The organism is Chitinophaga sp. 01L420 (assembly GCF_056399985.1).
On record NZ_JBFTSK010000062.1, the window covers coordinates 1 to 23,196 of the forward strand.

15 protein-coding genes are annotated in these 23,196 nt (G+C 46.4%); 7 read left to right on the forward strand and 8 right to left on the reverse strand.

Annotated elements, in window-relative coordinates; genetic code table 11:
- Positions 1 to 72: 72 nt before the first annotated feature.
- On the forward strand, positions 73 to 816 hold the full coding sequence (locus AC1DP6_RS33310; RefSeq protein ID WP_477058740.1) for a hypothetical protein: 744 nt from the start codon (positions 73 to 75) through the stop codon (positions 814 to 816).
- A 345-nt stretch (positions 817 to 1,161) separates the two neighbouring features.
- On the opposite strand, the gene AC1DP6_RS33315 is transcribed toward AC1DP6_RS33310, so the two are convergent.
- Both AC1DP6_RS33315 and AC1DP6_RS33320 read right to left on the reverse strand, forming a co-directional pair.
- Positions 1,162 to 2,064, reverse strand: a complete 903-nt coding sequence (locus tag AC1DP6_RS33315) for a BPSS1187 family protein (RefSeq protein ID WP_477058741.1) — start codon at positions 2,062 to 2,064, stop codon at positions 1,162 to 1,164.
- Positions 2,065 to 2,163: 99 nt separating this feature from the next.
- On the reverse strand, positions 2,164 to 5,775 hold the full coding sequence (locus tag AC1DP6_RS33320; RefSeq protein ID WP_477058742.1) for a T9SS type B sorting domain-containing protein: 3,612 nt from the start codon (positions 5,773 to 5,775) through the stop codon (positions 2,164 to 2,166).
- Between the two features lie 127 nt (positions 5,776 to 5,902).
- On the opposite strand from AC1DP6_RS33320, the gene AC1DP6_RS33325 reads away from it, so the two are divergent.
- The gene (locus AC1DP6_RS33325) at positions 5,903 to 6,556 is read left to right on the forward strand and encodes a DUF6304 family protein (RefSeq protein WP_477058743.1); all 654 of its coding nucleotides are present in this window, start codon (positions 5,903 to 5,905) and stop codon (positions 6,554 to 6,556) included.
- Positions 6,557 to 6,607: 51 nt separating this feature from the next.
- Here AC1DP6_RS33325 and AC1DP6_RS33330 read toward each other — a convergent pair whose 3' ends face one another.
- Both AC1DP6_RS33330 and AC1DP6_RS33335 read right to left on the reverse strand, forming a co-directional pair.
- Complete coding sequence (locus AC1DP6_RS33330; RefSeq protein WP_477058744.1) at positions 6,608 to 7,831, reverse strand: family 16 glycosylhydrolase; 1,224 nt, start codon at positions 7,829 to 7,831, stop codon at positions 6,608 to 6,610.
- Between the two features lie 172 nt (positions 7,832 to 8,003).
- Entirely contained in the window at positions 8,004 to 9,743 is a 1,740-nt protein-coding gene (locus AC1DP6_RS33335) for a cellulase family glycosylhydrolase (protein ID WP_477058745.1), read from the reverse strand.
- A gap of 172 nt (positions 9,744 to 9,915) precedes the next feature.
- On the opposite strand from AC1DP6_RS33335, the gene AC1DP6_RS33340 reads away from it, so the two are divergent.
- Positions 9,916 to 12,774, forward strand: a complete 2,859-nt coding sequence (locus AC1DP6_RS33340; protein ID WP_477058746.1) for a ligand-binding sensor domain-containing protein — start codon at positions 9,916 to 9,918, stop codon at positions 12,772 to 12,774.
- 99 nt (positions 12,775 to 12,873) lie between these two features.
- On the forward strand, positions 12,874 to 14,112 hold the full coding sequence (locus AC1DP6_RS33345) for a multidrug effflux MFS transporter (RefSeq protein WP_477058747.1): 1,239 nt from the start codon (positions 12,874 to 12,876) through the stop codon (positions 14,110 to 14,112).
- Here the strand turns inward: AC1DP6_RS33345 and AC1DP6_RS33350 are convergent.
- Positions 14,109 to 14,834, reverse strand: coding sequence for an SDR family oxidoreductase (locus AC1DP6_RS33350; RefSeq protein WP_477058748.1), 726 nt, complete (start codon positions 14,832 to 14,834; stop codon positions 14,109 to 14,111). The genes AC1DP6_RS33345 and AC1DP6_RS33350 overlap by 4 nt on opposite strands.
- A 74-nt stretch (positions 14,835 to 14,908) precedes the next feature.
- Positions 14,909 to 15,490, reverse strand: coding sequence for a Crp/Fnr family transcriptional regulator (locus AC1DP6_RS33355; protein ID WP_477058749.1), 582 nt, complete (start codon positions 15,488 to 15,490; stop codon positions 14,909 to 14,911).
- A 212-nt stretch (positions 15,491 to 15,702) separates the two neighbouring features.
- Between AC1DP6_RS33355 and AC1DP6_RS33360 the strand changes: the two genes are divergently transcribed.
- Entirely contained in the window at positions 15,703 to 16,047 is a 345-nt protein-coding gene (locus AC1DP6_RS33360) for a TfoX/Sxy family protein (RefSeq protein WP_477058750.1), read from the forward strand.
- 57 nt (positions 16,048 to 16,104) lie between these two features.
- Here AC1DP6_RS33360 and AC1DP6_RS33365 read toward each other — a convergent pair whose 3' ends face one another.
- Positions 16,105 to 18,261, reverse strand: a complete 2,157-nt coding sequence (locus AC1DP6_RS33365) for a glycoside hydrolase family 3 N-terminal domain-containing protein (protein WP_477058751.1) — start codon at positions 18,259 to 18,261, stop codon at positions 16,105 to 16,107.
- 147 nt (positions 18,262 to 18,408) lie between these two features.
- Between AC1DP6_RS33365 and AC1DP6_RS33370 the strand changes: the two genes are divergently transcribed.
- Positions 18,409 to 19,521: an aminotransferase class V-fold PLP-dependent enzyme gene (locus AC1DP6_RS33370; RefSeq protein ID WP_477058752.1), complete on the forward strand. Its 1,113-nt coding sequence runs from the start codon at positions 18,409 to 18,411 to the stop codon at positions 19,519 to 19,521.
- Positions 19,522 to 19,566: 45 nt separating this feature from the next.
- On the opposite strand, the gene AC1DP6_RS33375 is transcribed toward AC1DP6_RS33370, so the two are convergent.
- Complete coding sequence (locus AC1DP6_RS33375; RefSeq protein ID WP_477058753.1) at positions 19,567 to 20,400, reverse strand: aldo/keto reductase; 834 nt, start codon at positions 20,398 to 20,400, stop codon at positions 19,567 to 19,569.
- A gap of 707 nt (positions 20,401 to 21,107) precedes the next feature.
- Between AC1DP6_RS33375 and fusA the strand changes: the two genes are divergently transcribed.
- Positions 21,108 to 23,183, forward strand: coding sequence for an elongation factor G (fusA, locus tag AC1DP6_RS33380; RefSeq protein ID WP_477058754.1), 2,076 nt, complete (start codon positions 21,108 to 21,110; stop codon positions 23,181 to 23,183).
- Positions 23,184 to 23,196 lie beyond the last annotated feature (13 nt).

A 23,196-nucleotide genomic window follows, 5' to 3' on the forward strand; every position in this document is an offset into this window, starting at 1 on the left:
CTAATCTTCCATCTGCCCCGAAAACTGGTTCCCCGGATTATCTTATATTTATAGTAATCAAAATTATCTCTCATGGCAAAACAAATGTCTATCCTTCCCTTTACGGGAAAACTCGGCCCTCTCATTGGGTATAAGCGCAATGGCAACTACTTCCTGCGCTCCATGCCTGAAAACGTGCAGCAAACGGCTGCTACCCGCCGCGCATCCAGGCGCTTTGGCATCGCCAGCAAGAAAGGCGCTTTTATCCGGCATGCTTTCTACGGCCACCTGGATATCCATTGTGATGGCGGCCACATCAATCGGCTAAACAAACTGCTCATTGCTGCCGGCGATCATCATGCGGCCCTGACAGGCTTCCGCTTCAATCAGCATACCGGAGTAGATCGTTTTTTTTCGGTGGCTCCCCGGCTTCTGAGTAACGGAATATTAAATATTCCCGCACAAACCATTGCCGGGTATAAAGGTATTACTGCCCTGGAAGTAAAGGTGATCGCAACGCGTATTGATTTTACATCACGTCAGGTGGCGGGTAGTGAAACGGTTACGCTCATGATAGAGCCGGATACCACCTTCCAGGAAACAAACGTTTCGCTGGATGTACCCGGGCAGGGTTCACTGGTAGTCGTTTTTCAGGTAAGAGCCCTATACAAAGACGGCCCATCGAACGGCAGACAATACATGGCCGCCGATATTATTGCAGTGGCAGCACCACAGGTACTCAAACAAGCTAATAAACGTAGGTACCCAAAGCGGAAGATGCTGCTTCCCGGCCTTACCTATACACACGCATATCCAGCTATCATTCAACTGGAATAAAGCGATCTTGCCCTCTGGAGATATTTTGATGAATAAACCCCTTATACCTGCTTCCTTTTGAATAGTACATCTCTTTCCGCAACTACAGCCTGGTAGGGAAGTAGCCCTGCTATGGCCATTTCTGATCTCCATCCATTTACTGATGCAATTTCATCCCTATTACACATCCAGACCTCATCCCCGCATCAAGTCCACCTCTACTGCACTGCTTCTGTAGGTATTTAGCGGGTGCTAAGCATAGCATCGCTATCCGTGATGCAGCCTTTAGGGCTGCTGGTAGCCTTAGATCGGTAGCATTCTTCCTGTATAGATTGACTAAAATTTTACACTGCTCAACTTGATCCCTTACGGCTTCGTAGCCCCGCTGATCATGTATTTCCATACCGGAATAAACTCCATCCCCACTGTAGATCCGTGTTTATCAGACTTATTAATATCTGTTGCCAGTATACTACGGGTAGAATGTACCGGCGTCTGTGGCTGCACCATCGTTGTATCCGTTACAGCGTGATGATTAATCAGCGCAACATCTGCCACCTGGTACTGGTAATTATAAGGATCCTGTATATGCAGGAATGCATAATACCTGTTTACTGATGTACGGCCATTTTCCCGCTGCCAGTGTGCAGGTGCATTAAAATATTGTAAGTAGTCCTGCGGACCGGAAAACATTAATACCCCACGCAGTTTAAATTGCTTCCCCATATAAGCCGCATGCCCTGCTCCCTGCGAATGCCCGGCAGCGATGATCTTATCCCAGCGCGGTTGCCCATGCCTGACAAACTCACCCCACGCCGCATCCTGCTTCGCCAGGTATTGCAATAGCTTTGTTAAACGATTCACCAGGCTGTTGACCGAGTCTACCGCCACCTTATCACTCACCGGTGAACCAAACATAATTTCCTGCCTGAAATGATCAAAACAGGTGCTGTCTTCACTCTTCGAACAAACTGTGGTAATCACATTATTCAAATAGTCCAGCGTCACCACATAATAGCCCATCTCCGCAAAACAACTGTCGAATGCCCTGAAATGTACCGCACTGCCACCAGTGCCAGGTATCATCACCAACAACTGATGACGATTATTTTTCTCCATTGGCGTCACTGCGAGGTGTGGCGAATGAACAGTACTCAGGCCGGCCCCGGTTACCTCAGGCGCCACAGTTTGCAGCTTTACCTGTGCCCGGCCAACCAGCGGCAACAATAGTACTGCGAAAAACAAAAGCGGTGTTCTTAATACAGACATGTTAAAAGAATGAGTGAGTTCATTTGAAGATACAATTTTTGATTCCTTTAACATAACGTCCATACGTTAACAATGGTAAAGTGTTGTGGAACAGCTAACCTACCGGATCAGTGTCACCGCTCCCTTCACCAGTTGTGTACTGCCATCCAGGAACTCCACCGTAGCGAAATAAACATAGGTACCCATCGGCGCCGGCTGTCCTCTCACATATCCATCCCATCCATAACTTCTGTCATTGGCAGGCGTATTATGCGCTTCAAATACTTTATTCCCTAAACGGTTGTAAATATTAAAATCTTTCAACTGCTTGATATCCCAACTGCCAATCACATAGAACCAATCGTTTTGTCCATCACCATTCGGTGTAAACGCATTCGGCATCGTTATGCCGAAACTGGTGGAGGTTTTAATATACACGGATGCCGTATCCGTACAATAATACTGGTTAGTAGTCGTAACAGTATATCGCATAGATGACGTTGCATTGGCAAGCGGCCAGGCACAGGTAGTACACGACAAGCCGCTGACCGGCGTCCACGCATAAGACACTGCAGGACCACCATCTACAAGCGCATGCAGATTCACCGCTGCCGGTCTGGGCAATTCTATCAGTGAAGGATTCAGACTAACAGTAAAAGGAGTATACGCCCTGTTTGCCTGGTTATTGGTATAATTCGTTTCATCCATCACAAAATTCGTTCGCCTGTTTACGATGGCTGCTATCTCATTGCTGCCCGGAGCAGAAAGCACGGTAGTGAAATTACGGCACACGCCATCTGTAACGGGTGTATAAAATAAAGGGGATAATACTTTGGTTTGCTCATTGGATGGATCACCATTGTAAAAAGATACCGGCACCCCCGCATGAATACTATCATAACCATTGGCTGTGCAGACCTTGAATGTCACCAGGATATGATCATTATCGTAGCACTCAGTTTTCAACAGGTCAATGCTGAAATCAGGCGGAAAGATCCTTACATACTGCTGATCTTTTATGATGCAACCATACTTATTCGTAAGCTGTACGCCCACAAAGGCACTGTCTTTCATGGTTGCCTGTGGCGCTGCACAGGAATAGCAGCTCAGCGTGTAGGCGTTATCGTTCTGCCATAAAATATCTTTAGGTATAAAGTCCGTCACCTTATAATACAGTGGAAAATCTGCTTTCCTGAACACGATGGTATCCTGTGGAAACACTGCAACAACAGGTGCTTTATATTGCCAGCGCGTGGTGTTATTACCAGGATCTGATTCATTCAAACCCGTTTCAGGCGGATGTATGGTGCGGTCCTTGTTCACAATGGCATACACATTACCGGTAGTGCTTTGCTTAATATAATTGCCGTAATCCGCACAGGCCCCGGTGCTCTGTAATGGTGTCAAAAATCCATTTCCCAGCAATACCGCTGCAGGATCAGCAGGAGACCGGTCATAAAACGCTACAGGCAACTGAGCAGGAATATTTCCTTTGGTATATAAATTACATAGGGAGAAGTCTACATGTAAACTATCGCCTTTGGCACAATCTACATTTTTCATTGCTACAGTATAATCATCCACTACCGGTATATGCAATGTAGCGGTAGTGCTATCGTAGCAGGCATTTTGTGTATACGCCATCACCTTCACAGTGGTAACCGTATCCTTTCTGTATGGCGCGGTAAAAGTAGCATCCACACAGTTCGTACAGCTAAGATAATTACCTGTCCATATAGCACTTTGCACGGTACCATTGGTTCCTTCAGGTTTCAGCACCACCTGTTGTTCCGGTGTAAGCGTATAGTCTGCCGGATCCAACGCTACCTTAAATTTAAAGCCGTGTTTGATGCTGATATTATTTCCATAATTAGTTTCCACTAAAGAAGTATTCGGAAGCGCCAGTGGCAGTGTAGAACCATCATCATTCAACACTACCCCCAGGCTATCTATACCGGCACGACCCGCATCTACAATAGTAGATAACAGCGTGGTAGAGCATTTACCTTTGATTTCCTCCGGTAAGGGCCAGGTGCCTAACTTTTGCGTACCCGGCTTACGGGGATCACCGTCATAAAAAGATACGGGGGTGTTTTTAGGAATGGTTTGATAACCGAAGTTGTGGAAATATAACGTTACACGCACTTTGGTTTGCTGGTAACATTCTATTTTGGTCACATACACCGCACCATCTGCTGTAGGATCATCTACAATAATTTGTACTGCGTTGGAAGTATCAAAGCAAACACCATCGGTAGCGGCTAAACGAACATGATAGTTAGCGGGTATCTTGAACACATATTTCAGTTGTTCATCTGTGCTGACTACCTGCTCCACCATTCCCTTGTCATTGCTCATGAGCCAACTCCAACTGGTGGCGTTACGGGAACGGTTATTAAAATATACACTATCCAGTTCAATGCCATCTTTAGACGCAATTTTTCTTTTGCTGGGCCAGAAGCGGGCTACTACGCCACAACTAACAGATATCACATCATTGGAGGTAGCGGAACAGCCACTCACGGTATTGGTTACACGGAGAATGATCTCGTAATTTTTTTTCTGGGTAACGGTCAGCTGCATAGTGGCCCCAGTACCGCTGGGAACACCATCTACCAGCCATTGGTAAGCATTTCCGCCGGTACCGCTGCTGGTAAACGTCACCACGTTGCCTACTACAGGATAATCGATATCCCGGGTAAAAGCCGCAACTATATTTTCGGCGCAGGGTTCATTACATACTGTACTGGCTAACATACCAGGCAATGCCACATCAATAAAGCTGTGCATACGTGCCGCCTGACCGGCTGTAAAGGAAAGGATACAACCAATGCCCTGCCCGTAATCCATAAAGTTATCCGGGAGATCCGGTACGTCTACGGTAAATCCGGATAAGGTATCTGTGCTACAGGAATTTTGTGGTACTCCGCAGGCATAGCCGCCTGTAATTGTTTTTTCAGGTGGGGTATCACATACCATGTCGCCATCCGTGAGACAGTCATTATTTTTACAATCTAAGTTCGCAAAAGTATGTGCCAGACTAAGGTAATGTCCCATTTCATGCGCCAGTACGCCTACACCAAGTCCTGCCACCACAATGTCACCACCGGCGCTGGCATAACCGCCCATCTTCAGCCGGGTCCAGTTGCCACAGTCGAAACTCTGCATGTATTCCGACTTAATATCCGTTACTACCCATATATTCACATACCGCGCAGGGTCCCATCTGCCGAGGGCTGTAAGGTCCCCTCCTTCCATTTCATTATCAAAATCCGATAAATAGGAATGGGTACGTACAATACCGGTGGTTTTACCACCGTCAGGTGCTGTTTTAGCCAGGCAAAACTGAATTTTTGTGTCGGTGCGGGCGCCGGTAAATGCACCGGTTGCGGCATAAGCATCGTTTAGTTCCTTCAGGGCCGCCAGTACAGCGGCGTCCGGATATGCGGTCGGGTCTTCATTGATAATATGAAATACCACCGGCAGTATCACGAGTCCAGGGGGCTTTACAGCTGCTCCCGGTACGCGGATATATTGTTTTTGTAAGATGGCCTTATTAATGGCCCGTTCGCGCGCCAGGAAAGACGCATCTTTCCTCCATAATTCCTGTAAGGCATCTGTGCCACAGGGGCGCACTGTTGCAGGCATTCCCTCCTGTGCTTTCAGGACAACAGGAAGTAATAGACACACCAATAACAGGGTGTACAGGTTTTTCAGAGCTGGCAAATGCATCGACGACAGATATATTAACGATGGCGCAAATATATATTCATTTTTATTAATCAGTAAACTTATTATGTGCTCCTTTAACTTTCGCTTCTTTGAGTTAATGACTATATTGACCACCTAAAACGCCAACATGGTCTTTCCAACTATCTATACAGATAATACTGGTAGCATAACAACGCATTTTGAAACCGATGGCGAATGCATGCAGCTGATGCTCCGGAACACCGCATTTACTGGCGCTAATTTCGATGAGCTTTCTTTAGTAAATGAAACTGACCATATTGGCGATGGCATCACGCTCGATCATTTGGGATGTATTACCAACTGTATATTTGATATATCCATACCCGTAAGAATAGGGACACAACAGGTAGAAAAAATGGCCTCACTGTCCTTCCGGCTGCATCTCGAAAGCGGAAAAATCACCTGGTATGACCAGCTTTCTTTCCGGATAGATGAGCATACCACCCTTCATTACCCGGACAAAAAAGGAGAATTTATTATGGAAAGCATACTTCCTTACCTGAAGAAGGAGCTACCAGACAATGTAACCCTGTTATGCTGTTTCGACTGTGCCTTTGCTCATTACTGGCCCGCCGGGAACAGTGCTTTCGGAGGTATGCGCTGCTATAAAAATCTCCAACCCCAGGTCCTTCAAATAGCAGATAAAGGTGACTTAATGGACCTGGACCTCTTTCACGGGGATCTGGTGCTGGCTACCCAGGAAACCTGGCATTGCAACGAATTCCAGTTCCCCGCTCCCGACCAGTGGCGATACATATAAAAAGGGGCCGCCTGTAAACACAGCCGGCCCGATCCATCACCCTAAATAATATTAATACCGGAATGCTTCCCAACCGGAAGCAGTAGCACGATTACAGGTCATGGCCTGCGTACCGTTTTCACAGGAAACATATTTGCCATTATTACCCCGGAGAGAAATGGAACCATCTGTATTAACAATCCAGTCAAATTTTTCCCAGTCGCCCACGGTGGTGCGGCTACAGGTAATCGGATTCAACCCGTTTTCGGACGATACATACTTACCCTGGCTTTTCAGAGCTACTTTACCACCACCGGCATCTTCTACCACAAACTGTTCCCAAGCCTGGGCTGTAGCCCGGGTGCAGGTCATCGCCTGTGTGCCGTTTTCACCGCTGACAAAAGCATTATTAAATCCTTTCAGGGTAATCGTACTGCCAATAGGCGCAGTACCACCACCGCCATTAGTGATAGAATATACCCTTACATAATCTACGTACATGTTGGCGGGCAACTTGCTTTCATCAATGGTTTGTCCGGGAAAATCACCACCCACGGCCATATTGAGGATGATGAAAAACTGATTATGAAACTCTTCTGTGCTGTTAACATTATTCAGAATATTGGCTGTAGCAAACTGGTTGCCATCCAGGTACCAGCGGATAGAACTGGCATCCCACTCTACCGCATATACATGATAGTCCGTGATGCTGGTGCTGGTATTGCCTCCATAGGATACATGCCCGTTGGCATCCCAGTGAATAGTGCCGTAAATGGTGTTGCTGGTGTTTACCTGCTCCATAATATCTATTTCACCACATTTGGGCCATCCAACGGAGCCAATGTTATTTCCCAGCATCCAGAAAGCAGGCCAGAGGCCCTGACCGGAGGCCAGCTTAATACGTGCTTCGATACGGCCATACTGGGTTGTAAAATGACCGGCGGTATTCATACGCGCAGAGGTATATGGCCAGCCATTCACGCTCTGCTTTTTCGCGGTAATCACCAGGTTGCCATTGCTAACAGTGGCATTGGACGATTGGTAATATTGCTTTTCGTTATTAACCCCGGGGCCGGTTTCAAAAGACCATTTGGAGGTGTTAACACTGCTGCCGTCAAATTCATCTGACCAGATCAACTGGTAGGAAGCGGCGGCGGCCTGCACTGCAGCTGCAGCAGGTTTGGCGTTTAACGGTTGCAGGGAATCGGTTTTCTTAGCCTCTTTTGTACAGGAGGAGATAATGGTAGCCATTAACAGGAAGGAACCGATGCTAATGGTAAATAGTTTTTCTTTCATGGAATGTAGAATTGAAAAAAGGTGAACAAATAAGGGTCATGGATCAACGCGGAATATTTTTATCTAGTGGAGTAAATTTGCAGCTTGTTGCCTGGGTTACAAAATTTAGGGGTACGTCAAAAGTACGCGAGTGTTGTCTTTTTCAGGATAATCCTGAAAAAGACAACATCTGCTATTGCTTCACAAAAGTGATCCCACTGAAATGGCATCCCCCCTGCACAAATGCCACCCGCAATCTATTGGTTCCTTTTGCCAGTTGGATGTTCTTCAGTTCCACCAACTGCCATACTTTATCATTGCCCGGAATGGCGATATTAGTTGCCAGCGCTTTACCGTTGCCCGTAATAGTAAAACGCGCCCCGACGCTGTCGGTGTCTGCCCGCACTTTCACCTGCAAGGTATAAGTACCGGGACTAGTCACCTCCGCAGTATATTGCAGCCACTCTCCGTTTTCTATATTAAAAACAAAAAACTCATTGCCTTCTTTTTTAATATCCACCCCATCATTACGGTACGCATAACCACGATTGCCCTGTGTATTTACGCCCGGTGTATAATGATAGCTTGCCGTATCCATATCAGCATAAGCGGATAAATTTCTCCCTAAATCATAATCCACTGCCTGGATGACGGCTTTATCCTTGATGGAATGTTCCTTAAATGGGATCGCCTCCGCGGAATGTACCTGTCTGAACATGGCATCTGTTACGTCTTTGTGGTACACATTGTTCTCCAGACGGGTATTACGCACAAACTCCGTTAATGCTTTCCAGGCATCATCTGCTGCCGGCGCGGGGCCCTTGCCACTCCAGTAATCCAGGATCGCCTGGTAGCCTGGGCTTACCTTAATTTCCAGGGGTTGATTACTGCCTATCTTTTTCAGCTGCCACCATGCCCAGCCAATATCATTGCTTTCCACCATCCGGATGGTATTGGTATACCAGTTATTGGAATTCTCTCCGGACTCTCCCAGCCACAAAGGCAGGTTATACTTTTCCCTCAGGTCCAGGAAATGCTGAATAGAAGACACCTGCGTGAAGTTGCCGTATTTATGAAAGCTCATCACCATATTATCGTCCCAGGCAGGCAACAGGCCATTGTAATTATTCCCGAATCCATTGCCTTCTATGATAATGATATGCTTTTTATCTACTTCCCGGATCGCTTTGGTGATGTCCTGCATCAACTGCTTCAAAGGCACATTCTTTGTTTCCCTGGTACCCCGAGTATCTGTGGCATCTTCAAAGCCCCAGTTGGGTTCATTAATAATATCATAACCACCTATCCAGGGCTCATTGGCATACCGCTCCGCCAGTTTCCGCCATAACGCAATAGTTTTACTGCGGTTAGCTTCACTTTCCCAGAGAGATGGTTTTTCCGGATGCCTGTCGGAAATAGGCAGATCATTCCCCTGCCCTCCTGGCGTAGCATGCAGATCCAGGATCAGGTACAGATGATTTGCCCTGCACCAGCTCAGTAAGGAATCGGTCAGTGCAAAACCTTTGTCCAGCCAGGTGTTTTGTCCGGGTACCGGTTCCTGATCTACCGGCAATGTGTACAAATCAAAGTGCATTGGCAACCTCACGGAGTTAAATCCCCAGGCGGCCATGGAATCAATATCTCTTTTATTGGTATGACTGCTCAGCCACTCCTCGTAAAAAGCGGGTGTTCTTTCCGGTCCTACCAGCTCCTGTATTTTTGCACGGATCTTATATTGCTGCCCGATATTACCCAGCCGGAACATATATCCCTCCTGCAACATCCAGCCCCCTAATCCCATTCCCCGTAGAATGACCTTTTCATTTTTCTCGTTTACAATAATATGTCCCTGTGTTTTCAGATACCCCTGCCCGTTAGTCTTCCCAACCAATGCAGCTAAAAAAATGAGTACCAGCCCGTGGAATTTCAGCATGATCATATGTCTTTTAAAGAAAGACCAAGATCTATATTAAATAGGGAAAATTCATTTTTTCACCTACGTCATTTCTACTTCAAATTGCAATAACAGATTGATTATTAATCCATCTTCATTACTACTATACTACATCAACAAAAAAATTCTACTTTTAGTAAAACGCTTTTACATGAAGCCTTTTCTGTTGTTGGCACTTTTATTCCACGTAAGTTTCATTTATGCGCAAAACACCATTGGTCTACCCTCCATTGTCAACTACAGCAAAACCCAATACCAGGGCAACGGGCAAACCTGGGACATAGATACAGACAAACGGGGCATCCTGTACTTCGCTAATAACGAAGGACTGGTTACCTATAATGGTAACTACTGGAAACTATACCCTGTTCCCAATAATACGCGGTTACGTGCCGTAAAAGTGGCGCCCGATGGACGCATCTATGTAGGTGCGCAGGACGATTTCGGCTATTACTATCCGGATACCAACGGCATACTCACCTATACTTCTCTCAAAAAATATATTCCCACCGGACAAACAGAATTTGCAGACATCTGGAATATTGCCCTATATGACAACGCTGTTTACTTTAAAAGCAACAATAAAATATTTGAATGCCGTAATAATAAGATACAGGTATACACCGCTCCTGTGGAATGGAAAATAATGGGCAGCACCGCCCATGGCCTCTATGCACAGGATCTGCGACAAGGATTGCTGAAACTGGTGGCGGGTAAATGGCAACCTGTTTGCAAGGAAAGCTCCGGGCAACAACCATTAGTGACCGCCTTCCTGCAGGAAGAAAATGATACCCTTCTTATTGCCACGCTAAAAGACGGGCTGTATAAAATCAGCGGACAACAACTGATTCCCTGGCATACTGCCGCCGATGAAGTATTCCGCAACAGCCGTATCTACTGCGCCATCCCGCTGCAACATGGCCAACTGGCCATTGGCACCTTTTCCAAAGGTTGCTATATCATCAATGGCGCAGACGGAAAAGTAGTACAGCAATTCAGCATGGACGAAGGGCTCCAGAATAATAATGTACTTAAGCTGTTTACGGACCCTCAACAAAATATCTGGCTGGCACTGGATAACGGTATCGATCAGCTCCGTTATAATACCGCCATCAAACAAATTCAACCCGACAAACATAATTCCCTCACCACTTATGCTGCGCTGGTATTTAGCCACCGCCTGTATATCGGCACCTCCGATGGCCTCTACAGTACACCACTGGACAGCGTTACAGATATCAGTTTCTCAAAAGGAAATTTTCAACCCGTACCCAATACGAAAGGACAGGTATGGAATCTGACGGCCGTTCAGCAACACCTGCTGATGGCGCACCAGGAAGGCACTTTTGAAATTAGTGGCAACAAAGCAACGCTACTGCTGAAAGATGTTGGCTGCTGGACTTACCTGACGCTGGGTAACAGGATACTGACAGGCTGTTACAATGGGTTGGCCGCCATTCAATATAATAGTACAGCCGTTACCGTTACCCGGCACATCAACGGATTGTTTGAATCCCTCCGTTTCCTCGCAGAAGATAATCCGCAACGCATCTGGTCCTCTCATCCCTATCGAGGTGTATATCAGCTCACGCTGAAAAGCGACACAGCCCTGCATTCACAGCTTTTTACACAGAAAGACGGCCTCCCTGCTACCAACAATAATTATGTATTCCGCATTCAAAACAAAATGGTAGTAGGCACCATGCAGGGCATCTATGAATATGAAGAAGCGAAACAACAATTCATCCCTTCCCCTACCCTCTATCCATTGTTACAGACCCGCAGCATACAATACCTGAAAGAAGATAGCAGTGGCCGGATCTGGTTTGTGTCCGATAAAAAACCAGGCGTTATAGATGCCGCTCACAAAACCGTGACCTGGTTTCCGGAACTGACAGGAAAAATTGTAGGTGGCTTTGAATTCATTTACCCTTATAATGACGAAAATATTTTCTTTGGAGGAGATAAAGGCATTTATCATCTTAATTATAAAAAATACAATAACCATGGCAGCCGGCTCTCGGTACTACTGGGACAAATAAAAGCCACCAGTAAAAAAGATACCCTCTTATTCGGTGGCTATGCGGTACAGGATGCAAAACAACGGGTGACGCTGCCTAATGCATACAATAGTTTTCATTTTGAATACACCGCACCGGCAGGGGAACAAGGTAACAATATCACCTATAGCTATCAACTGTCGGGATTCGATAAACAACCCGGGGAGTGGACCAGCAAAACAGAAAAAGAATATACCAACCTGCCCTATGGCCGTTATACTTTTTCCGTAAAAGCAAAAGATAATCTTGGCAATATCTCTCCTGCCGCTACATACACCTTTACCATTTTACCCGCCTGGTATCAAACCTACACGGCATGGGTGCTGTATCTATTGCTGCTGGCTGGTTTCATCTACTTCCTGTATGGCCGGCAAAAAAAGAAATTTGCTGCGCAAAAAGAAAAGCATGAGCAGGAACAACAACACCTCATTTTTCAGCATCAGCTGGAACTGGAAAGAAATGAAAAGCAACTGATCCAGCTACGCAATGAAAAACTGGAATCTGATGTACAGCATAAAAACAAAGAACTGGCAACAGCTACCATGCACCTGGTGCAGAAAGGCAAGCTGCTATCCAATATCCGGGAAGAATTTATTCAGAGCGTAAAAAAAACAAACGATGCTTCCACATTGCCTTCTTTCAAAAAAGTAATGCGGTTGTTTGAAGAAGCAGAAAATAACGAAGAAGACTGGGCCCAGTTTTCACAACATTTCGATGAAGTACATAATAACTTCTTACGCACCCTGAAAAAATTATTTCCTGAACTCACCACTACCGATCTCAAGCTATGTGCTTATCTGCGCATTAATTTAACAACGAAAGAAATTGCACAGTCCATGGGGATATCCGTACGTGGCGTGGAAACCAGCCGATACCGGCTACGCAAAAAACTGAACATTGCAGGTGAAACACCCCTCTATGATTTCCTGATTGACATCAAAGCGTCATAAAAACATAACAGGATCTTTACAGGGATCAGACAATCAGACCGGGCTTGCATCGCTTTTTCTGTTTATTTTTGCGGTGCATTTTTTAAAGAGATATTTACCTTGGCCAACGAACTCTCCAGAGCGAAATACATTTCGCTTATACTTATATTAGGTACACTTACTGCATTAGGACCATTTTCCATTGACATGTACCTGCCCGGCTTTCCGGCAATAGGTAAGGATTTAGGTGTAGACCCTACGCGGGTAGCACTCTCCCTTTCCAGTTTCTTCATCGGCATTTCAGCCGGCCAGTTATTGTATGGCCCACTGCTGGACCGTTTCGGAAGAAAGAAACCACTTTATATAGGATTGATTCTTTATGTGATATCCTCTATCGGATGTATCTATGCATCTACCCTGGACAGCCTGATCATACTACGGTTTGTGCAGGCCATAGGCAGCTGTGCTGCTGCTGTGGCGTCTGTAGCCATGGTGCGTGACCTGTTTCCCGTAAAAGAAAACGCGAAAGTATTTGCACTGCTCATGCTGGTAGTAGGCACCTCTCCCATGATAGCCCCTACAGTCGGTAGTTATGTGACCAGTGCCTTTAGCTGGCATGCCGTGTTCCTCATACTGGGCGCCATGGGTGCGCTGATCCTGTTGGCCACCATTTTCTGGCTGCCGGAAAGTTTCAAGCCAGACACGTCTATGTCGCTCAAACCCAGACCCATTATCAATAACTTCCTCGCAGTAGTAAGTGAGCCACAGTTTTATACGTATTGCTTTGCGGGCGCCATCTCCTTTTCGGGCCTGTTCGCTTATGTATCAGCGTCTCCACAGGTTTTCATGGACATTTATAAACTAAGCGATAAAGCCTATGGCTGGATCTTCGCCTTCCTGTCTATCGGCCTGATTGGCTCCAGCCAGGTGAATAGCGTATTATTAAAACGTTTCACCAGCCAGCAAATAGTGCCGGTGGCATTGGTCGGCCAAACCATTACTGGTCTTATTTTCGTGATATGCGCCTGGAATAACTGGTTATCGCTGCCCGGCATCATCGCGCTCCTGTTTGCATTCCTTTGCTGTCTGGGTTTTATCAATCCCAATACAGCCGCTTTATCACTGGCACCTTTTACTAAAAATGCCGGTAGTGCTTCGTCCCTGATGGGCGCTATCCAAATGGGTATTGGGTCCCTGGCATCTACGGTAGTGAGCTTATACAATACGCACACAGCTACTCCAATGGCAGTAACCATGTGCGGATCGTCTTTTGTAGCATTATTGATTTTAGTGGTTTGCAGCAGGAATATCAAAACAGCGGTTACTGCTGCGCCTGCAGCTGCTGCGATGGCCCATTAAACCATCACGGCGCCGCCGTCTACCACAATGATCTGCCCGGTGCTGAAGCCTTCACGCATCAGGTATAAATAGGTTTGTGCAATATCTGCCGTTTCGCCTACCCGGCCTACCGGCAACGCAGCTGCCGCCTGTGCATACATTGCTTCCCGGTCAGCCTCCGCCATCCCCGCCCACAGGTCGGTTTTCACAATACCCGGAGATACGGCATTCACCCGTATAGGTGCCAATTCCATGGCCAATACGCGGGTGAGTCCGTCCATGGCACCACAGATACATGCGCCCGCTGCCCAGCCCTTCTGTGGCCTTAAACTGGCTATTCCGGTAGTCAATACCACCGAGCCACCCGGCAGTATATGCGGACTGGCATATTTCACGGCATTCATAGCACCCAGAAAACGTAACTGTAAAGCGTCCAGCATGTCGGCACTACTGAAATCAGCCACCTGCCCGAACGGGAAAGGACCTCCCGCTGTAAATACCAGGTGATCAAAAGCACCGGCACCATTAAAGAAATCACGTACAGCCGCCTCATCACGCAGGTCTAAGGCAAAACCCTGCGCCGTATCAGGTAAAGTAGCCAATGCCTTGTTTACCCGTTCCTGGTTACTGGAAACAATAACCACCAGGGCGCCTTCTGCCGCTGCTGCCTGCGCCGTAGCCAAACCAATACCTGCTGAGCCACCCAATACCATCACCTTTTTTCCTGTCAGATTTGTATTCATAACCTTTTGTTTTTTATGAATACAAAATTCGTGTACGGCAACATGATGGCATTTACCAAATGGTAAAAACGATATTAAGCTGTATAGTTTTTCCGGATCCTGCTGAGCGATTGTTGGGTAATACCCAGGAAAGAAGCAATGGTACTTAAGGGTACGCGCGCCGCAATGTCCGGCTCTTGTTGCATAAAATGACGGTAACGCTGCGTAGCATCCAGCCCGGTGTACTCGTTCCGGGTCTCTATCTTTTCCATCAGCACCCGCTGGTTAATAGTAGTGATCAGTGATTGCAGATAAGGGATATTTTCGTATAACCGCAACAGTTGCTCCCGGTGCATCACTGTCAGCTCTGCCTCACATGCAGCTTCCAGCCTATAGGTGGCGGGCGTCTGCTGGGAAAAACTATCGAGTACAGTAGCGCATCGGTATTCTTTCAGGAAAAACAGGGTAATATCTTCTCCTTCATCTGAATGCTTCACCAGGCGTAACACACCTTTGCTGATAAAGAATATTTCTTTCGCTACTTTGCCTTCTGCCAGCAACACCGTGCCTTCTTTCACAGTACGTGTGCTAAGACTGGCAGATAACAACTCCCAGTCCGCCGCCGTAACGGGATGCAACAATTGAAGATAATCGTGAAAAGATCCGGCAGTTATCATAACACCTAATTTCTTTACAATATTATACAGAGAATTTGAAAATCCTTCCGCTATCTTTTACCTTTAGATCTTTTTATGAAGATACTGGCGTTATCCCTGCTCCTGCTCTCCTTTACAGCCCATGCACAATCGCTTAAACCGTTAGTACTGGGAAAGCACTACAGCTATTAAAGGGAAGTCGTATCTTTATTATCTCCAAAAAAATAACACCCATGGCACACAATGAAAAACTGGCTGACCGTGTTCGTGAAATGCTCGCTGCAACTACCAGCAATGTAGAAGAAAAGAAAATGTTCGGCGGACTCTGTTTTATGGTGAATGACAAAATGTGCGTAGGCGTGCGTCCCGAGAGAATAATGGTAAGAATAGATCCCGCCACCTCCGATGCGGTGCTGGAAGCAACACCCGATGCGAAAGTAATGGTACATGGCGGTAAAGAAATGAAAGGATTTATTTTTATTGACGAGTCAGCACTCACCACAAAAAAACAACTGCTCTACTGGATTAAAATGGCATTAGCATTTAATGCAAATGCTAAGTCTTCTAAGAAAAAGTAATCCGAATATAGCAGATATCCCCTTACGCAGTAATAATGCCGCGTAAGGGGATATTATTTATTTTATACGCAGTTCTTTTGTGAGCACAAAGTCTGCCGAACTCTTTCCTATATTAATCTTATAAATGCCTTTATATAGTTTCCAGACATGTTTGGATAAATCCCATTTCTGTAACTCCGCTACCGGTATCTCCAGTTGCACAACTTCCTCTCCGCCCTGTTTCACCAGCGCCCGCTTAAATGCTTTCAATTCCTTTACCGGCATACGTTCTACATCAGGATAGCTGACATAGGCCTGCACTACTTCATCACCATCATATGCGCCGGTATTTTTTACAGACACGGCTACACGAATGGTATCACTGTTTCTGTATTCCTTTGCAGGAGCTGTTTGCCAGGCGTAATCAAATTTCGTATAGCTAAGGCCGTAACCAAATGCGTATGCCGTATTACCTTTAAAATAACGGTAAGTACGGTTTTTCATGCTATAGTCTTTATAATCCGGTAACTCATTCAGGGAATTATAAAAAGTAACCGGCAGGCGCCCTGCGGGCGAATATTTTCCGAAGATGATATCCGCGAGAGCATTACCGCCCTGTTCACCCGGATACCAGGCCAGGATCACCGCATCGGCATAAGGCGCAATGGCCGCTACATCTACTGCACTACCGGCAGTAATCACCGCAATGATCGGTTTTTTATGTGCTGCCCGCAGCTTCTTCATAAACAGGATCTGCGAACGGGGCAGACTTAAAGTACTTTTATCTCCACCGGAAGCAGAAAGAAATGCATCGCCATCTTCACCTTCCAGTAAAGGAGTTAAGCCAATCACCGCCACCGTTACATCGCAGTTCTCAGAAGCCCAGATACCGCCAAAGTGCAGTGTATCCGTGAAATCACATCCCTGGTCGTATTGCATCGCCATACCCGGACCCGCAGCTTTAGCCAAACCAGCAGCAAAAGTAACCATGTCGCCGGATACGCCGTGATAGTTGCCCATCAACGCTTCCAGCGAAGCAGAGTTCGAACCGGTTACCAGCATGGAAGCATATTTATCCCTGTTCAATGGCAACACACCATCATTCTTCAGCAGTACCATACTTTCCCTGGCAGCTTCCCGCGCCAGCCCGGCGTGGTAGGTGTTGTTGACGCTATCAACGCCAAACCGGCCATAAGGACTGGCTTCCGGCGCGTTGTAGAGTCCCAGTTTCAGCTGGGTGCGTAAACTGGCGCTGAGCGCACTGTCTACGTCTGCAGCAGTGAGCCATCCTTTATCGATTGCCTTCATCACATCGTCCTGCAGAATATTGGCACAGTCCAGGTTTACTCCAGCTTTAATAGCTGCTGCCGCCACTTCTTCACGGGTAGGAATAGCTTTATGTCTTAACCAGATATCATCCAGTGCCCAGCAATCCGTTACTACCTGGCCACCAAATTTCCACTCGTGACGCAGAATGTCCTGTAACAGTGTATTTCCGGTGCAGCAAGGCTGGCTGTTTACCCGGTTATAAGCACACATGATAGACTCCACCTTACCATCTACCAGCTTCTTAAAAGCATAGAGATATGTTTCTCTTAAATCCTTTTCATCGATAATCGCATTAAAACTATGACGATCGGCTTCCGGGCCACTGTGTACCGCGAAGTGTTTTGCGCAGGCTGCTGTTTTCAGCATGCCTGGCACATCTCCCTGCAGGCCCTGTACAAAGGCTCCGGCCATTGTGGCCGTCAGGTAAGGATCTTCTCCATAGGTTTCCTGTCCGCGGCCCCAGCGGGGATCCCGGAAAATGTTGATGTTAGGAGTCCAGAAGTTAAGCCCCATGTACTGTACATGCCGGTGCTGCTGCACTGCCAGGTTGTACTTGGCACGCGCTTCCGTGGAAATAGTATTGGCTACCTCCCGCGCCAGTGGCGCATTAAAGGTGGCAGATAAACCAATCGCCTGTGGATACACGGTGGCTTCCCCGCCTCTGGCAATACCGTGCAGCGCTTCATTCCACCAGTTATAGGCCGGCAGCTGCAACCGCGCTATCGCCGGACTGTTGTACCCCAGCAGGGAGATCTTTTCCTGCAGGGTAAGCGTATGCAACAAATCATTTACCCGCTCATTCATCGGGGCAGCAGCATTCCTGAAAACTGCCTGCTGTTGCGCACCCGCCTTAAAAACGAATAAAAATACAATTGAATAAAGAATGAAATACTGTTTTCTCCACATGCTAAAACCTGAATTTTTATGTAAAATATATCCTGCCACCTCCGCAAGTTATCACATAAAAGAGATAATCATTCCGCAGCCACCGCTCACTGATTTAATTTGTTTAATATCGTGCAGGAAATAATAAAATAGTATAACTACCAGCATATGAATAAATGGGAAACAATAAGAGCCGATTACCCGGTGACCAATAAAAGCGTTTATCTGTTTACCAATGGCGGTGGCCCCGTAAGTACCCCATTTGTACAACATGCCCATACCCTGCTCACGGAACTCAGCGAAAATGGCCGGATGGTGATGCCAGGATGGGATCAACGGGCAAATGAAGTACGACAGCAGGTGGCTCAGATGATCAACGCACAGGCAACAGAAATTGCGTTCATTACCAACACCGCACATGCCATGACCTTACTCTATGACATGTTTCCCAAAAACTATGAAATCATCACCATGCGGGATGAATTTCCCACCGGCATTGTAGGCTGGATCCACAGCGGATATACCCTCCGTTTTGTAGAGAGCGATGCCAATCAGCACATCTCCCTGGAGGCCATTGCCGCGCAAATTACTCCCGCCACCAAAATACTGATCACCAGCCATGTAATGTTCAGGACAGGCTTCCGTCAGCAACTGAAAGAAATTGGCGAGTTATGCAAACAACATGGCATCATCCACATTGTAGATGCTACACAGTCCTTTGGCGTAATTGATATTGATGTGCAGGAATGTAATATAGATATCCTCATCTTTCACGGCTACAAATGGGTAACCTCAGGATATGGCAGCGGCGCTATGTATGCATCACAGCAACTCCTGGATAAATACCCCCCTACCGTGATGAGCTGGTACAATGTAGATTATGAAAAGCCTGATTTTGATCTGGTGAAAGACTATAGCATTTTTACACCGAAAAAAAATGCTTTGGCTTTTGAAACCGGTACACTTCCTTTCCTCAATATACTGCTGCTGGGCCATACGCTGGAATATCTGCAACGTATAGGCATCCCCGATATAGCCGCCTATATTCAGGAGTTAATTGATTACCTGAGGCAACAAGCAAAAGCACATGGTATCAGGTTGCTGTCGGATTACGCACCGGCCAACCGCTCTGCTATTCAACTGTTGGAAATTACGGAGGAACAAAACCTGAAAGTAGTACAAAATAACATTAAGGCGAGATATAAAAATAACAGGCTGACAGTAGCACTTAATTTTTATAATAATAAGGAAGATATAGACCGCTTATTTGCAGTACTGTAATATATCTGCTTCGCCTGTTGACCTGGCGAAGCAGATAACACTTATTTAAAAATCGAATTTATCCGGATCTGGTCCTACTCTTTCTCCGCGATCCAGTGCAGCTATTTTCTGCACATCTTCTTCGCTGATATTAAAGTTAAAAATGGCTGCATTGGAAATAACCCGCTCATTGCGGATGCTTTTAGGAATGGTCACCACCCCTTTCTGCAGATCCCATCTTAATACCAGTTGCGCCACAGATACCTTGTATTTGGCAGCCAGTTCTTTCAACAAAGGCACGTCAAAGGCTTTACCCTGCATCAACGGGCTCCAGGCTTCGTATTGTACCTGGTGTTGCTGACAGAAGTCCAGCAATGACTGCTGTACCAGGTAAGGATGAAACTCCAGCTGATCTACCATAGGAATCACCTTGGCGGTCTGAAATAAATCCTCCAGGTGATGTTGCAGGAAGTTGCTGACACCAATCGCTTTTACCCTGCCATCGGCATACAATGTTTCTAATGCACGCCAGGTTTCTTTATATTTCCCTTTCACCGGCCAGTGGATCAGGTACAGATCCAGGTAATCTGTTTTCAGTTTCTCCAGGGAAGCATCAAAAGCTTTTAAGGTACCATCGTATCCCTGGTCTGCATTCCATACTTTGGTAGTGAGAAAGATATCTTTTCTGTCGGTCGCATTTTGCTCAATGGCAATACCAACACCTTCTTCATTACCGTAAATAGCAGCGGTATCTATATGGCGGTAACCCGCATCCAGTGCGTAGGTAACGGAGTCTATTACTTCCTGTCCTTCTTTTGTTTTGAAAACACCTAATCCGAAATAAGGCATCTGTACACCATTCGCGAGTTGTACAGTACCGTTAATGTCTGTAATATTCATCTGATGGAAGTTTTATTGTTTTTTAAATGTTATCTGATTGTTTGAAACGCCAGCGGGGCAGGTTTGTTCATTCTTATATAAAATCATACAAAGCACCAGCCCGGTAAAGGCAAGCGCAGCCCCTGCATATTCCGGTTCCAGTAGTAACGATCTGCAAAACGCAAACTTACGACCATTCCTACCGGCAGCCCTGGTAAATATTAAAGATAAATTTGTATAAAGATGGGAAAAAGGACCTGCGCCTGCTGTCAGACCATCAACGCACGAATGTCAACGAATTAGTTTTTTTCATATAATTAAAGTATCTTTGCGGAGCAATTAAAAACACATGAAACGTATTCTCACATATCAGGCAACCAGGCACACAGCTACCGTTATCAGAGCGGTAATTGCAAGTACTTGCATTGTCTTAATTCAAGACGGGGAGGCAGATCCATCCCGGATATGAGAGGTTAATATATAACTCCTGAAATCTTTTCAAGAGGCCTCTTCATCCGAAGAGGCCTTTTTTATTTGCTTCCCCCACCACCCCACATTTTTCCAGACACGAAAATTTATAATGATGAACTGCAACAGGAAATTTATTATTAAAACATTGTCAGTTACACGGCCGGGCCGGTAATGCAGGGCATCCTGTTGCATGTTTGCAAAGGCCTCTCATTACCAGATGAGAGGCTTTTTTTATTCCTTTTTTAAATAGAAATTATATGAAACGCTTAGCGGATTTTAGAAATATAGGTATCATGGCTCACGTAGATGCAGGTAAAACAACGCTCACGGAACGCATGCTTTACTTCACCGGCTTTACACATAAACTGGGTAACGTAGACGAAGGCAACACTGTTATGGACAGTGATCCCCAGGAAGAAAAAAGAGGTATCACTATTTCATCTGCAGCGATTACTACCTATTGGAAGCACGGGGATAACACCTGGCAGATCAATATTATTGATACACCCGGCCACGTAGACTTCACCGCTGAAGTAGAACGTTCGCTGCGGGTACTCGACAGCGCCATTGCGGTATTTTGTGCCCGCTCCGGTGTACAACCTCAGTCAGAAACTGTATGGCATCAGGCCAATCATTATAACATTCCCCGCATTGCGTTCATTAATAAAATGGACCGGCAGGGCGCGGATTTCCGCAGAGTAGTGAATGAAATACGGGAACGCCTGAACGCCAACGTATTGCCAGTACAAATACCCATCGGTGCAGAAGATGATTTCACCGGCGTGATTGACCTGGTAACCATGAAAGCACTCGTATGGAATACGCCCGATGGCAAAACGTATGACACCCTGAATATTCCTGCTGAATTGCTGGAAGCAGCACAGGAAGCAAGGAACTATCTGCTGGAAGAATTATCGCTGCTGGATGAGTCGTTATTGAATAAATACACCACCCATCCTGAAAGCATTACGGCAGCAGATATATATACCGCCTTACGCGGCGCTACCATCCGTATGGAAGCAGTTCCCGTACTGGCAGGTGCCGCCTATAAAAACAAAGGCATACAGCCCCTCCTGGATGCAGTAGCCACCTATTTGCCTGCGCCTTCAGACGTAGGCATGGTAAAAGCTGCTGACCCGGATACAGATGAACCCGTGATGATACCCGTGAGCGAAACATCCCCATTGGCGGCCCTTGCATTTAAAATCATCACAGATGATTACGTAGGGAAGTTAACGTTAGTACGTGTGTATGCAGGCGTCTTACGCAGTGGAGATACGCTCTGGAACAGCCGCACCGGCCGTAAAGTCAGGATCAGCCGTTTGATGCGTATCATGTCCGATAAATATGAAACCGTGGAAGAAATTGGTGCCGGCGACATTGGTGCGGTGGTAGGATTAAAAGATGTGAAAACCGGCGATACCCTTTCTCATCCCGATCACCCGGTACTGCTGGAAAAAATCAGCTTCCCGGAACCCATGATAGGATATGCGATTGAAGCTAAATCGGCCAAAGAAAATGATAAACTCGGTGAAGCGCTGGCCAGATTGCTCGATGAAGATCCTACCCTCAGTGTAGCGGTAGATAACGCCACCGGGCAAACGATTCTGAAAGGAATGGGAGAACTCCACCTGGAAGTAGTGCTGGAAAAGCTGGCATCACAATATCACCTGGAGGTCAACAAAGGACAACCGCAGATTGCGTACAAGGAAATATTTACGAAAGCCGTTACCCACCGCGAAGTATATAAAAAACAAAATGGTGGCTCCGGTAGTTTTGCGGAAATAGAATTTGAATTATCTCCGAAAGAAGATGATGTACCCGGACTGGAATTCATCAACGAAATCAAAGGCGGTGCTATTCCAAAAGAATTCATCCCTGCTATCAGCAAAGGCTTTGAATCGGCTATGCACAATGGCGCCCTGGCGGGATATCCGGTGAAGTCCATGCGCGTAAAATTACTCGATGGAAAAATTCACGATACCGATTCACACGCCATGGATTTTGAACATGTGGCGGTCATTGGTTTCAAAAAGGTAGCGGCCAAGGCTGGCCCCCGCCTGCTGGAACCCTGGATGAAAGTAGACGTAACCATGCCGGAAGAATATACCGGCGCGTTAACAGGTGACCTGAACAGACGCCGTGGTGTGATCAAACACATCGCCATGGATACACAGGTACAAACCATTACCGCAATGGTACCTTTGTCCGAATTATTCGGCTATATAACGGTACTGCGTACACTCTCCTCCGGCAGGGCATCAGCCACGCTGACGTTTAATGGCTATCAGACCGTTCCTGAAAATATCAGCAGCGGTATACTGGTGAAATAAAAAGAAAAAGGTG